This window comes from Chryseobacterium sp. LJ668 (genome assembly GCF_019613955.1).
Lineage (GTDB): Bacteria > Bacteroidota > Bacteroidia > Flavobacteriales > Weeksellaceae > Chryseobacterium.
The window spans coordinates 2,221,268-2,236,816 of the sequence record NZ_CP080443.1 but is presented as its reverse complement, the minus strand read 5'-3'; the positions used below and the strand labels follow the sequence as shown (position 1 = coordinate 2,236,816).

Here is a 15,549-nt window from a genome sequence, read left to right as displayed (position 1 = left end):
TATTTCAAATTAAGTTATTCTTTTCCAGTTCCGTATCCTTTTACGATACCTCTCGGAGAATTTTGGATAAACTGCAGAATTTCGTCTCTTTCTGCGGTAGGTAGCATTTCTTTTTCGATGTGAGAAACTGCCTGTGAGACATTCATTTTCATTTGAAAGATCGCTCTGTAAATTTTCTGAATTTCAAAAATCTTATCGTTGGTAAACCCTCTTCTTCTTAAACCCACAGAATTGATTCCTGCATATGACATTGGCTCACGGGCAACTTTTACATAGGGTGGAATGTCTTTTCTTACCAAAGTACCACCGGAGATCATTACATGCTTACCGATTTTCCCAAACTGGTGAACGGCACTTAAGCCACCCATAACGGTAAAGTCACCTATTTCTACGTGACCGGCAATTCCGCAACCATTTACAATGATTACATGATCACCAATAATACAGTCATGTGCAATGTGCGAAGTTGCCATAATCAGACAGTTGTCACCAATTTTAGTATAACCTAAAGCTTTTGTTCCTCTGTTGACGGTAACACATTCTCTGATTGTGGTTTCGTCACCGATGATCGTCTGGGTATCTTCTCCGTCAAATTTCAGATCCTGAGGAATAGCAGAAATAACGGTTCCGGGGAAGATTCTGCAGTTTTTTCCAATTCTTGCACCATCCATAATGGTTACATTAGAGCCGATCCAGGTACCTTCACCTATTTCCACATCACCTGCAATGGTAGTAAAGGGTTCTACAATTACATTTTTACTGATTTTTGCACGTTTATCAACGGCAGCTAATTGATGAATCATTTACTCAACTTTATTTTTTGCAACCTGTGCCATTAGCTCAGCTTCAACAGCGATTGTATCACCCACATATCCGTAACCCTGCATATGTACGATACCTCTTCTGATAGGCTCAATCAATTCAATTTTGAAAATCATAGTATCACCGGGAACTACTTTTCTCTTGAATTTCACTTTATCCATTTTAATGAAATAAGTGGAATAGTTTTCAGGGTCTGGAACACTGGCTAAAACCAAAATACCTCCTGTCTGTGCCAAGGCTTCAACCTGTAGAACTCCAGGCATTACCGGTTCTTTTGGAAAGTGACCTACAAAGTAAGGCTCATTCATGGTGACATTCTTTAAACCGACCACATGAGAATCAGACAATTCAAGAATTTTATCTATTAATAAAAACGGCGGTCGGTGAGGCATCAGTCTCATAATTCCGTTAATATCAAATACAGGTTCTTTTGTTAAATCAAAATCGGGAACGTTTTTCTTTTTCTGTAATTTCCACTGACGGTTCAGCTTTTTAGCGAACTGTGTATTTACGAAATGTCCCGGCTTATTGGCGATTATTTTACCTTTTATTTTAACTCCGCACAATGCTAAATCACCAATTACATCTAATAATTTATGTCTTGCAGCCTCGTTTGGATAATTTAGAGTCAAATTATCAAGAATACCATTTGGTCTTATAGAAACATGATCTTTGCCAAAAGCTTTCTTTAATTTTTCGGTAATTTCAGGTGTAAGATCTTTATCAACATACACAATCGCATTAGAAATATCACCTCCTTTAATCAAACCGTGATCCAGAAGCATTTCTAATTCATGCAAAAAGCTGAAAGTTCTGGCAGAAGATATTTCTTCTTTAAACTCTGAAATATTTCTTAAGGTAGCATTTTGAGTTCCTAAAACTTTAGTCCCGAAATCTACCATCGTAGTAATTTCATAATTATCTGATGGGATAATCGTGATTTCTGAACCGGTTGCAGGATCGCTGTAGCTTAAAACTTCTTTTACCACCAGATATTCTCTGGCAATTTTCTGTTCTACAATTCCTACACTTTCGATTGCTTCTACGAAAAATTTAGAAGAACCATCTAAAATTGGAGCTTCAGAAGCATCCATTTCCAAAATTGCGTTATCAATATCGCAGCCTACCAAAGCTGCTAAAAGGTGTTCACAAGTATTGATCTTTACGCCTAATTTTTCTAAAGTAGTTCCTCTTTCAGTTGCTACAACATAGTTTACATCAGCTTCGACCTGAGGATGACCCTCCAAATCTGTTCTTACAAAAACAAAGCCTGTATTTTCTTTGGCAGGTTTGATGGTCAATTTTACTTCTTTACCAGTATGAAGGCCAATTCCGGATAGAGTAACCTCTTCCTGAAGTGTTTTTTGCATATCACTCATTAGTATGATCTTTTGAGTTATTCTCAAGATTATTTATTCTTTTTACAATTCCAGGAAGATTCCTGAAATGTACGTAGCTTCTTAGGTAGTCATTATAGCTGATTGCCGGCGAACCATACATTGTTTCTTTATCATTCACATGAGTATTGACACCACTTTGGGCCTGAATCTTCACTTGGCTTCCTATTTTGATATGTCCTACGATGCCGACCTGACCGCCAATCTGGTTCCAGTCACCAACGATTGTAGAACCTGCAATCCCTGTCTGCGAGGCAATTACATTATTCTGACCGATTTTTACATTATGTGCAATCTGAATCAAATTATCAATTTTAGTTCCTTTTCCGATGGTGGTTGACCCGATGGTGGCCCTGTCTATACTGCAGTTTGAGCCAATTTCCACGTCATCTTCAATAATTACGTTCCCCAATTGAGGAATTTTTTTGAAACCTTCGGCAGTCGGCTGAAAACCAAAACCGTCTCCACCAATCACAGTGTTGGAATGAATCACACAATTATCACCAATGATACAATAATCGTAAATTCTTGCACCACTGTCAATTTTACAGTTTTTACCGATTTTAACTCCTTTTCCTATGTAAACCTGAGGATAAATCTGTGATCCCTCCCCAATTTTAGCTTTTTCAGAAATATAAGTAAATGCTCCGACATAAGCTTTTTCCCCTATAACAGCAGTTTCATGAATAGAAGCGCCATCTTCAACACCTTCTTTTCTTCCCTGCATTTCCTGATACAAATTCATCAGAACCTGAAAAGAAAGATAAGCATCTTTTACGGCAATAATTGTCTGGTTGTAAATGTCTTTGGCTAAAATATCTTCTGAAACTATAAGAACAGAACAGTTTGAAGTATCTAAATAGTGTGAAAAACGTTCTTGGGCAATAAAAGAAAGATGCCCTGTTTCTCCACTTTCTATAGGTGAAACTCCTGTAATAAGTGCATTTTCGTCACCTATAATTTTTCCGTCAATAAAACTCGCAATTTGCGAAGCTGTGAATTCCATATTCTGCAAAGATAACAAATTCTATTATTCACCAACATTTTTTAGTTTGAGGAATAGAGATTTTAGTATTCTTTAAGATTATCTGTCATTAAAATCTTGGAAAAGTAAGGATATACCGTGTCGTTTTGCTACTTATAAGACCCGATAAAAGCTGATCTTCAGATTCTTCAAGTCTTAAAACTTTACCACTTTTCTGTAATAAATAAATAGGCTGTTTTTCGGAATTATAAGGCAGCAGGCTTCTTTCGATTTCATATACAAGCTCGTGGGCATTGCTTATTCCTAAAAATTCATTGGTGCTTTTGATTTTTTCCTCAACAAATTCCCGGGTGAATGGCTGGGAAGAAATAATGGTTTTTGGAAGATTTCTCTGAATCACACACTTACACCAGTATGACAGAATAAAATCATCTGAAGTCTGCCACAATTTCATAGCATGGATAATATCATTATCATCCATTTGAGTAAACCTCTCTACATCTTCGTGAGTTTCTTTACTTTTTTCACGATTCAGAAAGTATTTTAAATTGTCGGTTGCTGGTAGATCTACACCCTGTAAAGCCAGATATTTTGCTCTCTGTAAAATTTTAACCAAAATAAATTCTGCCAATGCTGATGTTTTGTGATAATATACCTGCCAGTACATAAACATTCTTGCTGTGAGAAAATTTTCAATAGAATAAACACCTTTGGCATCAATAACCAATTCATTTTCACAGACATTCATCATCGATATAATTCTTTCGGTATTCACATTTCCTTCCGAAACCCCTGTGAAAAAGCTGTCCCTTTTTAGATAATCCAACCGGTCGACATCTAATTGTGAACTGATCAACTGATTGAAAAATTTCCTCTGGTATTTTCCCTGAAACATTTCTATCGCTGTTGATAATTGGCCATTAAACTCATCATTCAATCTGTTCATTAATAATAATGAAAGATTTTCGTGATGCCAATCGTCCATCAACATATTTTCCAATGCATGAGAAAATGGACCGTGACCGATATCATGCATCAAAATTGCGAGCATCGCCCCTTTCTCCTCCTCTTCTGAAATCTGAATTCCTTTTTGCTTTAAAGTTTCCAAGGCAGTAAACATCAGATGCATTGCACCCAAAGCATGATGAAATCTTGTATGCGTGGCCCCTGGAAAAATTAAATTTAATAGTCCGGTTTGCGAAATCCTTCTTAATCTCTGAAAATAAGGATGTTCTATAATATCAAATAAAATCTCGTGAGGGATTTTTATAAAACCGTGAACGGGATCGTTGATAATTTTAAGCTTGTTTTGCATAGAAATACACTGTGAAATTGCAAAATTAAGGTATTAAAGTGAATCCGACGAAAATTGCAAAATTTAATAGAATGAATTTTTATTAATAACGCTTCCAGAACTGAAGTTTTTAGCCTATCTTCATACCACATTTTATAAATATAATAGAAAAAATCCTTTAACTAAGATTTAACTTTTGAAGGCTACAATTTGGGTTTTATAAAGGTATTTTGGTTACAGTTTTGATACAATAATACTAGAAAAATTATACTTTTATGTCAGAAAAAATATTATGGATCGATGATGAAATAGATTTGCTTAAACCTCATATCGTATTTTTAGAAAAAAAGGGATACCATGTAACTCCCGTAAATAACGTGAATGAGGCTTTAGAACTGATCGATTCAGAAAAATTTGCATTGACGCTTATCGATGAAAATATGCCAGGAATTTCCGGTCTTGAGGCCATCCCTATGATTAAAGAGAAAGACATCTCTCTGAAAATTGTAATGGTGACAAAAAGTGAAGAAGAACATATCATGGAAGAGGCAATTGGTTCTCAGATTGCAGATTATATTTTGAAACCGGTAAATCCGAATCAAATTTTATTATCATTAAAAAAGAATCTTCAGCAGGATAACCTTGTCGAGCAAAAGACTATTCTTCAATATCAGCAGGAATTCAGAAATCTTTCTATGGAGCTTTCTTATTTGAAAACGTATCAGGACTGGGCTGAATATTATAAAAAGATAGTCAACTGGGAGCTGAAATTTGATAAAGTTGCAGATAACGAATTTGCCGATTTGCTGCAGTCTCAAAAAGAAGAAGCCAATATACAGTTTGCAAAATTTATTGAAAACAATTACGAGGAATGGCTGAATGGCAATGACAAACCGTTGATGAGCCATACTTTATTCCGAGACAAAGTGAAACCTGAAGTGGAAAAAGATAAAGTTCTTTTGCTGATGGTAGACAATTTAAGATATGATCAGTGGAAAGTAATCGAACCTTTATTTACCAAATATTACAACAAAGTCTCAGAAGATTATTATTACAGTATTCTTCCGACCGCTACGCAATATGCGAGAAACTCGTTTTTTGCAGGTATGCTTCCATCAGAGATAGAAAAGCGTTTTCCTGACAAATGGTTTAATGATAATGAAGACGGAAATAAAAATGAATATGAGCGTGACTTTTTAGAAGATCAGATGAAAAGGATCGGTTTAAATTCTAAATCGATGAAATATCTGAAAGTTCTCAATGCCGATTTTGAGAAGAAGATTTACGAAGATTTTAATCAGCATAAAAACAATGATCTTCTGGTGATTGTTTACAATTTTATTGATATTCTTTCGCATGCAAAAACGGATAATCATATTGTTGACCAGCTGATCAGAGATGACAAAACGTTCCGTTCTCTGACATCTAACTGGTTTGAAAATTCATCTTTACTTAAAATTATCAAACTTGCTGCTGAAAGCGGTTACAAACTGGTTATCACGACCGACCACGGAACCGTTTATGTAAAAAAACCAAGCCGTGTTGTAGGAGACAGAGAAACCTCAACAAACATCCGTTACAAAACAGGGAAAAGTTTGACGTACGATGATAAAGATGTTTGGGCAGTAACCAATCCCGAGAAAATATTTTTACCTAAAGGAAATTTAAGTTCGAAATATATTTTTGCAAAAAACAATATATTTTTAGCGTATCCGAAAAATTATAATCATTTCGTTAATTATTATAAAGAAACCTATCAACACGGTGGAATTTCTTTAGAGGAATGCATTATCCCAATCAGTATTTTAGAACCTAAATAGTTTTTTTCATAGTTTATTATTTTGGGCTCGGGCGGAAAAAATCTTCGATTTTTTCCGCCCGATTTTTTATATTTTTGAATCATGAAATTAATCACCTACAACGTCAACGGGATAAGAGCTGCTTTTACAAAAGATTTTCTCGGATGGTTGAAAACTGCTGATCCGGACATGATCTGCATTCAGGAAAGCAAAGCCGGAAACGACCAGATCGACATCGAAAGTCTTGAAAAAATAGGATATTACAGTTATTGGCATTCGGCAATACGAAAAGGCTATAGCGGTGTCGGAATTGCCTCCAAAATAAAACCTCATCATGTGGAATACGGCTGCGGAATTGAGAGCTATGATAACGAAGGAAGAATCATCCGAGCTGACTTCGAAGGATATTCTGTGATCTCAGTGTATGTTCCGTCTGCATCGAATATTGACAGGTTGGAATTTAAAATGCAGTTCTGTCATGACTTTTTAGCATACATTAAAAATCTGAAGAGAGAGATTCCGAATCTCATTATATCCGGAGATTTCAATATATGTCACGAAGCGATTGATATTCATAATCCGGTTGGTTTAAAAAATACTTCAGGCTTTTTACCAATGGAAAGAGAATGGATGACCAATTTCATCGAAGAATGTGAACTAATAGACAGTTTCAGATTTTTTAATAATCAACCCGGAAACTATACCTGGTGGAGTTACCGACAAAATTCGAGAGCCAATAATAAGGGATGGAGACTAGATTACAACTTCGCTTCGTATTCTCTAAAAGACAAACTTTCACGAGCTGTTATATTAAAAGAAGCAGTGCATTCTGACCACTGTCCTGCGATGCTAGAAGTAGATCTCTAAAACTAAATAAAGCCAGCTGAATCAGCTGGCTTTATTTAGTTTTAAGAATCGTATTAAATTTAATCGACAATTTCGTACTCTACGGGGATGATACCTTTGCGTGTACCCCCAATTTCATCGAACGCAGCTTTAGACATATCTAATGCTCTTGATGAATGGAAAGGGCCTCTATCATTAATCGTTACAATTACCTCTTCTCCATTGTTCAGATTGGTTACCTTAATCTCGGTCCCAAAAGGAAGCGTTCTGTGCGCTGCGGTTAATTTTGAATTACTAAAAACTTCTCCGCTTGCAGTTTTTTTACCATTAAACTTGTCGTGGTAATACGACGCATAACTTGTTTTCTTCGCATCTTCGGCATTGTTCTTGAAAGAATAAATACCTAGTGTTGAAATCATCATTATGATTACGAGAATGAATCTTTTCATCATTTTGAACTTTTATTTGTTTGACAGGGCAAAAGTAAACTGAAACTTTTTACTCACCTATTTTAAACGTTAACAAATCTTAATTAAAAGTTAAAAATTTCTTAAACGATATCGTAACTTCCTATTATCAGGGGTTTTAAGTGACTATGTTAAAATACGTTAAAAAAAACACTTAAAAGTTAATAGATTTAACTGCTTTAAGCCCCTTTAGAGACTGATTTATTTCTTAACTATCTAAATATCAAATATTTAAAAAATTGTGATTTTGCTAAATTATACCTGTAATAAATCAAATTTCAAGAAATAATCTGAAAAATCTTTTGCCAAATTTAAAACAGCAGATGTTGAATCGCGTAGTAAAACTTCTCGTTAAATACTACGGAAAGAAAAATTTGTAATAAAAATACTACTATGCTGAAATTCTATAAAAATTAGATCTGAAATATTAAAAATCAAGAAGCTGCAGATTTCGCAAAATAAAATTGTTGATAAAGAGGCTTCAAAAATTACTCACCCCTTCATTACAAACAAAAAACCAATGAATGAATCACTGGTTTTTATTTTATTTAAATTAATTCGCCATATAAGTCAAACTCCTCGGCGGAAGTAATTCTGACCTGGGCAAACTCGCCAATAGAAATGTAGGTATTTTCTGCAGATACTAAAACCGTATTGTCAACATCAGGCGAATCATATTCTGTTCTGCCTACAAAGTAGTTTCCTTCTTTCCTGTCAAAAACACATTTGAAAACTTCCCCTATTTTCGTTTGATTTTTCTCCCAAGAAATCTGTGACTGCAATTCCATAATCTCTTCTACCCTGGCTTCCTTTACTTCTTGCGGGATATCATCTTCTAAAACATAAGCTCCCGTATTTTCTTCGTGAGAATATGTAAAGCATCCCAATCTGTCGAATTTTTGCGTTCGCACCCATTCTTTCAGTTCCTGAAATCTCTCTTGTGTTTCACCCGGATAACCAACAATCAAAGTCGTTCTGATCGCCATATCTGGAACTTTTTCTCTGAATTTATCTAATAGAGCATTTGTTTTTTCGTGCGTTGTCCCACGTTTCATCGACTTTAACAGATCTGAATTGATATGCTGAAGCGGTATATCAATATAGTTACACACTTTCGGCTCTTCTCTGATGATATCTAAAACATCTTCCGGGAAACCGCTTGGAAAAGCATAATGCAGACGAATCCATTCGATTCCTTCGACTTTTACCAATTCTTTTAGCAATTCGCCCAATGCTCTCTTTTTATATATGTCTAAACCGTAATACGTCAAATCCTGAGCGATTAAGATCAATTCTTTCACTCCTACTTTTGCCAATTTCTGAGATTCTTTAACGAGTTTTTCAATCGGTGTTGAAGTGTGCCCTCCTCTCATCAAAGGAATTGCACAAAACGAACAAGGTCTGTCGCAGCCCTCGGAAATTTTGAGGTAAGCGTAATGTTTTGGTGTTGTTGTTAATCGTTCTCCTACCAACTCATGTTTGTAATCTGCCCCTAAATGTTTCAGCAAAATCGGCAAATCTCTCGTTCCGAAATACTGGTCTACATCAGGAATTTCTCTGATCAAATCTGGCTTATATCTTTCTGAAAGACAACCCGTAACAAAAACCTTTTCTACTTCACCTCTATTTTTAGCTTCAACGTACTCTAAAATAGTATTGATAGATTCTTCTTTCGCGTTATCAATAAATCCGCAGGTATTAATGACTATAATATCTCCTTTGTCCTCATGCACCACTTCTTTGCCATTGGCTTTAAGCTGGCTCATCAGAACTTCTGAATCGTAAACATTCTTGGAACAACCAAGCGTTACAATATTAATTTTCTTCTTTCCTACAGATTTTGTACGCATCTTTCTATTTTGAGTGTGCAAAGATACAAAATATAAATCTGTATCTTAAGCATTAAAAAACCACTCATTAATAAGTGGTTATCAGGTAAATTTTAATAATTTTTATCTTTAAAAGAGGGTGAATGCTTATCTTTCTCTGAAAGAATCATCTCTCCTTCTTTCAATTTCCAATCTATATTCAGGTCTTCATCGTTGAATTTTATACTACCTTCAGACTCTTTATTATAATAATTGTCACATTTATAAGCGAAAACAGCATTTTCACTAATTACAGAAAACCCGTGCCCAAAACCACGAGGAATATATAATTGTAGTTTATTCTCACCAGTAAGTTCTATTCCGAACCATTTTCCGAATGTAGGTGAATCTTCACGTAAATCTACCGCCACATCCCAGACGTTACCCTCTAAACATGAAACCAATTTTGCCTGTGCATGTTCTCCTTTCTGTAAATGAAGACCCCTTACAACGCCAAAGGAAGATTTTGAGATATTATCTTGCACGAAATGACAGTTTATACCTGTAAGTTCTTCAAATTTTTTTTCATTATACTTTTCAAAAAAATAGCCTCTTTCGTCTTCAAAAATTGTGGGCTCTATGATGTAGCAGTCTTGTAGTGGAGTTACTATTATTTTCATATATATGTATGCAACTTATATTTTTTTTAAACCGATGATGCTCTAGATTGTTTAGTTGCTGTTGAGTGTAAAAACGATTTTCAAGGTTTTAAAAACTATAATGATATCGAATAGCATAGAATAGTTTTTTATATAGAACAAATCATATTCTAATTTTTCAAGGTTATCTTTAGGAGTAGCAGTTGGAAGATTTACCTGAGCCCATCCTGTAACACCCGGCTTTACAAGATGTCTCAAATCAAACATTGCATTTTCTTCGTTGGAAATTTCAACATAATGAGGTCTTTCAGGTCGGGGCCCAATGAGACTCATATCACCTTTTAGAATATTCCAGAGTTGGGGGAGTTCATCAATTTTTGTCATTCGAAGAAATTTCCCTACTCCATTTACACGCAGATCATTTTTTGTAGTGAAATCTCCGCTATGCTTCGAAACCATTGTCCTGATTTTATAAATTGTAAAGTTTTTTGAGTTTTTACCTACCCGCTCCTGAGAAAACAGAACACTGCCGTGGGAGGTAAGCTTCACCAAAATAAACCCAAAAATAATAAGTGGAATAACAAATGGAAGCAGTAGAAAACTGACAAAAATATCAACAAACCTCTTAATATTGAATTTTTCCTGTTTTTGCCCGATTGTAAAAATATCATCAACCAGATATTCATTATTTTTTAATCTGATCAGTGGTATTCTTTTATTTACGTGTTCATAAAACTCATGAGCATCATATACAGCAACGCCTTTGTTTCTTGCCGCCACAATCTCATTGGCAATATCCTGATGTAAATGAGTGATATTTGAAGTCTCTAATACAATGCATTTTATGTTAAATTTCTCAAGATACTCTGTTACCGTAATTCTTGATTGGCTCGAATCATAAACAATAGCCTTATATTTTTTTCTAAATTTTTTATCACTAAAAAGTTTTAACGAAATATCACTTACATTAATAAAGAGACATACCTTAACAGGCCCGGCTATACTAAAGACCTGTTTATTTTCTTTCATTGTTGTAAAGGCTTTTGTCAAACTTTTTTCCACTTTATAATCAATTTGTCTTTATACTTTCATTTCCTTTTGTTAATACATCACTCATAATTTTAAGCGACTGAATCTTAACCATTATTACTTAGACCTTTATAAGCAGTAATCTAAAGTTTTATAATCCTTATTAACATTTCCGCATTTCGAATTCCAGCATTGTTGAAGATTTCGATTCTTTTTTTAACGGTCGTAAATTTATTCTTTTTTATGCTAAATATTTACACTTTTATATTACAAATGAAGATAGCTAAAATAAATCATACTAGAAATGAAAAAATGAAAAACCTCAAACATAAGATTGTGTTAGTAAATAAAAGACATTTCATTTTTTATATATATATAAATATTGCTTTACCATTTCATTTATCGTCAAATTTTTCTCGAATATTTGCATTGATTTTTCAGAAAATCCCTTGAGAACATCATCATTCTCTAAAATGTGAGTAATCTTTTCTGCAAATATTTCATTTTTGTTTTCTAAAACGTACCCATTTTTATCATTCAATACAATTTCAGATATTCCACCAACGTCTGAAGAGATGACAGGTTTACCATAACTTAATGCATCAATAACAACGATCGGAACACCTTCATAATTGGTTGGAAGTACAAAAATATCTGCCAACTGAATATACTTTTTTGCGTTTGGAATTCCTTTTAAGCAAATTACGTTTCCGGGAAGATCATCATATGTTTTATCTGCTCCGATCCAGACGAAAGCATATTCCGGAAGCAGCTTTGCAATTTCTAAATAACTAGTGAAACGTTTCTGAGGAGAAATCCGGGCAATACACATGACAACTTTTTTATAATTCTCCAACCCTTGAATATATAAATCTGAAGAGACTTCAGGATGCTGTACACCATTGTAAACTACATGTAAATTCTTTATAATTCCTTCATTTATGATATTCTGTTTATCATAATCACTGGCCAAAACAATTGCTTTACATCTGCTTTTAAGCAATTTTTCTAATGGCAGAAATTTTCTGTGAGCAAGTCTGATAGAATCAAAACCATGCACGGAGTACACTATCTTCTTTGGAGGAAATGCCAATCTTCCCAGAACACCAATTTTTGATGAATGAAGATGAATAACATCCGGTTTGATGGCGGCATGTAATTTTTTGAGCTTAAAGAACGCAACAGTATCTTTAGAAACAGAAATTTCTCTTACAATTTCTTTTATTTTTATTTTTGTTATCCTTTTGTCTAATTCATCCCACATTGGCCCGTCTTCCCCGGCAACCACTGTTACCTGATGATCTGAGCACATAGAGTTTGCCAGATTAATAACTACTGATTGCGCACCACCCAAATCAGAACGAGTAATTACATGTAGGATCTTCATCAGTCTTGTAATTTTATATTTTTTAAATTTTTGATGCTGTTTTCAAAATAATTTTTCTTTTGAATATCATCAATTTTTATATTTGAGAAGGTGATGTTGATGCTGTGATCTTTTGAAGATTTCCAATATGAGATCTCTCTGCTTGATTTCCAGTTTGCATTTTTGATGAGGATCGATCCTTTTGTATCAAAAGTATGTGGGATTGTATTGAGAGAAGTTAAAAGGCCATGTCTTGATTCTATATCAGTATGACCATCAATAATAATGCTTGTAAATTTTACATCTTTTGATTTGTCAGTTGCCAAACCATTAAGGTTAATTGAAATTCCTGTAGAACTGTTGTTAAAAGTACAAACATTTTTTAAATTGATATCTAAGAGCACATCTTTATTCCAGCTTGCTTCAATATCTATTCCTGATTCAGGTTCTTGTCCGTAGGTGTTTGAAACGAAAATATTTTGTACAGTTATTTTTTTTCCTGAGGTAATTGAAATTCCATTTCGTCTCGATGTATCAATCCATCCGCCAGATACTAAAACATTCTCTGAAAAACCTCCATCTTCCGATCCAATTGTAATTCCATCACCATATGATTCTGTAATTTTAGGATTAATTATCGTGACGTTGGATGAATTGAGAACAGAAATAGCTCCGTTCCATTGTCCGCTTTGATTAATATTATTGTTTCTGCTTCCTACGATTACGGCATTTATAATTTCTACGTTCTTTGCATTATAAATTTTTAAAACGTCTGATAATTTTCCATGAGTGCCACCTAAAAATTTTATTTTAGTATTTTTTTGGAATAATATCTTTTTATTTGAACCTATCTTCAGTCCATTTTTATTAATATATATAGTTGTATTCGGCAATAAAACGATATTGTTATTATCTATGATTTTTTGTATAATGACGGTCTCATCACGGCCATTTAAAATATTTTTCTTTATGTGAAAGATATCTTTCAGATTGTAATAATTGCTGGTAAAATTTGGTTGATAATATTGTGAAAGTAGTTTCTGAGGAACGTTTTTCTGTGAGAATATTTGCGTGCTGAAATTACTGCTCCATATTATTATGAATACTAAGATAAGCCTATTTGTAATATTGTTGAAAGACATTGCTATTGAATATAAGAGATATAATTTTTCTTCATCAATCTCAACTTATTTCTTTTTTGGACAAGTATATGCTCTAGTCCCAAAAAATTAAATATTAAATATAGAAGGCTTACTATAATATACTTCAAAAAAAACAGCAAATAGATTTTAGAAAATTTATGTTTTTTCAACATATAATAAACTCCTGGCAGACCTTTAAAATATTTTTTGTAATAGTTGTTTCCAATTTCTCTATAAAATAAGAGTGGTTCTGATGTAGCTTTAAAATTGAAACGGTGTTTTGTTCTCATCCATAATTCCGAATCTTCAGTTCTCAACGCCAAAACATCATACGGATTTTGTGTAAACCATTCAGTTTTAGCAATAATTGTAGGGTGTGTAAATGTAGTTACTGAAATAAGCGGATCATTTGAGACATTCATTCTTTGTCCCACAACATTATTATTTTCATCAATAGAATAAACATTTGTTCCTAGAACATCTATATCTGGATTGTCTTTTAAAATTTGCAGTTGTTTTTCAATTCTTTTCGGGTGCATAATATCATCTGCATCCATTCTAGCCAAAAACTTTGTTTCTGTAAGACCCGGTATCTGATTAAGGCGATTACCTAAGTTGATATTTTTACCATCTGATAAAACTTTTACTCTTTTATCAGATAAAAAACTCTGAGCTATTTTCAAAGACTGATCAGTAGAGCCATCATCTATTAGCAATAACACAAAATCGTCGAATGTTTGACACAAAACAGACTTTATTGCCATTTCCAAATATTCTTCAGCATTATAGAAAGGTATCGCTACAGTAACTTCCGGCATCAGCTATTGTTGTAAATATTAAAAAAGACAAATATAAATATAAAAAATAAAACCGTTGATAGTGCATAACGATCATTCTTTCTCACTGTAAAAAGCGGTGCTACCAAAAATGGTATTATAGCCCAAGTCATTACCCCCCATCTATCTGAAAACGGAATCTGAAACATCATAAAAAACAAACCGCTTATTGCCATGTAGTACTTTAAAAGCATCTTATAATTCTCATCTTCATTTTTTAAAACCCTGTAATTAATAAAAGAGAAAATTAACAGAAATATAGTATTGAATGCAGCAAATTGTGCTTTGAATCCTACCACATATTCTCCAGCTCCTTCACCTTTGATATAATAATTTGTCCTATTGCTGTCAACTACTAGAAAATAATTTAAAAACTGACCCAGCGATAAGATGCTGCCTCCAAAAGCTGAGATGATTAACAAAATAATATACCAGCAATAATAGAATTTGAGTGTTGCTTTTTTTACTAAAACAATAAAAATAAATATTAGAAAAATAATAACAGTAGCAGAATGGAAGCCTACTGCAATAATAAACGGAAGAGCCCAGCTTTTTATATTTTTATTATTTTTAATATAATAGTTGACCGCTAACAGTACAAATGCTAAAGAAACACCCTGTCTTATAATATTTATTCCCAACTGTCTAAAAAAGAATAAACTTATAAAAGCAAAACCAATCAGCAGAAAATTACTTTTAAAACTTTGCAGATAAATAGTGATACTCCAAAAAATAACAGAAATATATAAGAAACTAATAATTAATAAAAAATACTGGTGATTGTTTGTAAAAACATGTACTATGATAATCAAGTATTTGAAAATGAGCTGTATGCCGAAATCTGTATTAGAATAAGTTAAAAACATCCATTTATACATCTCCGTATCTGAACCTATTTCTAAATCTCTAAAACCAAAATGGAAGATCACTAATAAAAAGAATAGTGATGTGAGGAATATGGATATATTATTATATTGCTTTTTTTTAATATCTATATACATCGCAAAAATAACTGCTGCAAAGGCAAATACAGAATAGATGACAAAGTATTTCAGATTAAAAATATCAAGCGGATTCATATATATTTTTAGATATTCTC

Annotated in this window: 14 protein-coding genes; 2 read left to right on the top strand and 12 right to left on the bottom strand. The window is 33.5% G+C overall.

Annotated features, from left to right (window positions below; all coding sequences use genetic code 11):
- Positions 1–14: 14 nt before the first annotated feature.
- From lpxA to K0U91_RS10455, 4 genes are all read right to left on the bottom strand, one after another.
- Positions 15–803, bottom strand: a complete 789-nt coding sequence (gene lpxA, locus K0U91_RS10470; RefSeq protein ID WP_219971322.1) for an acyl-ACP--UDP-N-acetylglucosamine O-acyltransferase — start codon at positions 801–803, stop codon at positions 15–17.
- Positions 804–2,201 (bottom strand): bifunctional UDP-3-O-[3-hydroxymyristoyl] N-acetylglucosamine deacetylase/3-hydroxyacyl-ACP dehydratase, encoded by a 1,398-nt coding sequence (locus K0U91_RS10465; RefSeq protein WP_219971321.1) that lies wholly within the window; start codon positions 2,199–2,201, stop codon positions 804–806. It lies immediately after the preceding gene.
- Positions 2,194–3,225 (bottom strand): UDP-3-O-(3-hydroxymyristoyl)glucosamine N-acyltransferase, encoded by a 1,032-nt coding sequence (lpxD, locus tag K0U91_RS10460; protein ID WP_220179589.1) that lies wholly within the window; start codon positions 3,223–3,225, stop codon positions 2,194–2,196. The genes K0U91_RS10465 and lpxD overlap by 8 nt, the downstream gene beginning before the upstream one ends.
- Before the next feature lie 88 nt (positions 3,226–3,313).
- On the bottom strand, positions 3,314–4,519 hold the full coding sequence (locus K0U91_RS10455; RefSeq protein ID WP_220179588.1) for an HD domain-containing protein: 1,206 nt from the start codon (positions 4,517–4,519) through the stop codon (positions 3,314–3,316).
- 254 nt (positions 4,520–4,773) lie between these two features.
- On the opposite strand from K0U91_RS10455, the gene porX reads away from it, so the two are divergent.
- On the top strand, positions 4,774–6,318 hold the full coding sequence (gene porX, locus K0U91_RS10450) for a T9SS response regulator signal transducer PorX (RefSeq protein WP_220179587.1): 1,545 nt from the start codon (positions 4,774–4,776) through the stop codon (positions 6,316–6,318).
- A gap of 81 nt (positions 6,319–6,399) precedes the next feature.
- Entirely contained in the window at positions 6,400–7,164 is a 765-nt protein-coding gene (locus K0U91_RS10445) for an exodeoxyribonuclease III (RefSeq protein WP_219971317.1), read from the top strand.
- Positions 7,165–7,223: 59 nt separating this feature from the next.
- Here K0U91_RS10445 and K0U91_RS10440 read toward each other — a convergent pair whose 3' ends face one another.
- The 8 genes from K0U91_RS10440 to K0U91_RS10405 all read right to left on the bottom strand — a co-directional run bounded on the left by K0U91_RS10440 (position 7,224) and on the right by K0U91_RS10405 (position 15,529).
- Entirely contained in the window at positions 7,224–7,595 is a 372-nt protein-coding gene (locus tag K0U91_RS10440) for a septal ring lytic transglycosylase RlpA family protein (protein ID WP_219971316.1), read from the bottom strand.
- Positions 7,596–8,158: 563 nt separating this feature from the next.
- Entirely contained in the window at positions 8,159–9,460 is a 1,302-nt protein-coding gene (gene rimO, locus K0U91_RS10435; protein ID WP_220179586.1) for a 30S ribosomal protein S12 methylthiotransferase RimO, read from the bottom strand.
- A gap of 92 nt (positions 9,461–9,552) precedes the next feature.
- On the bottom strand, positions 9,553–10,098 hold the full coding sequence (gene rfbC / locus K0U91_RS10430) for a dTDP-4-dehydrorhamnose 3,5-epimerase (protein ID WP_220179585.1): 546 nt from the start codon (positions 10,096–10,098) through the stop codon (positions 9,553–9,555).
- Positions 10,099–10,149: 51 nt separating this feature from the next.
- Positions 10,150–11,106 (bottom strand): sugar transferase, encoded by a 957-nt coding sequence (locus tag K0U91_RS10425; protein WP_258319653.1) that lies wholly within the window; start codon positions 11,104–11,106, stop codon positions 10,150–10,152.
- 358 nt (positions 11,107–11,464) lie between these two features.
- On the bottom strand, positions 11,465–12,493 hold the full coding sequence (locus tag K0U91_RS10420) for a glycosyltransferase (RefSeq protein WP_220179584.1): 1,029 nt from the start codon (positions 12,491–12,493) through the stop codon (positions 11,465–11,467).
- Complete coding sequence (locus tag K0U91_RS10415) at positions 12,493–13,614, bottom strand: glycoside hydrolase family protein (protein ID WP_220179583.1); 1,122 nt, start codon at positions 13,612–13,614, stop codon at positions 12,493–12,495. The genes K0U91_RS10420 and K0U91_RS10415 overlap by 1 nt, the downstream gene beginning before the upstream one ends.
- A 2-nt stretch (positions 13,615–13,616) precedes the next feature.
- Positions 13,617–14,432, bottom strand: a complete 816-nt coding sequence (locus K0U91_RS10410; protein WP_220179582.1) for a glycosyltransferase family 2 protein — start codon at positions 14,430–14,432, stop codon at positions 13,617–13,619.
- Positions 14,432–15,529 (bottom strand): EpsG family protein, encoded by a 1,098-nt coding sequence (locus K0U91_RS10405; RefSeq protein WP_220179581.1) that lies wholly within the window; start codon positions 15,527–15,529, stop codon positions 14,432–14,434. Before K0U91_RS10405 ends, K0U91_RS10410 begins: the two co-directional genes overlap by 1 nt.
- Between the last annotated feature and the right edge of the window lie 20 nt (positions 15,530–15,549).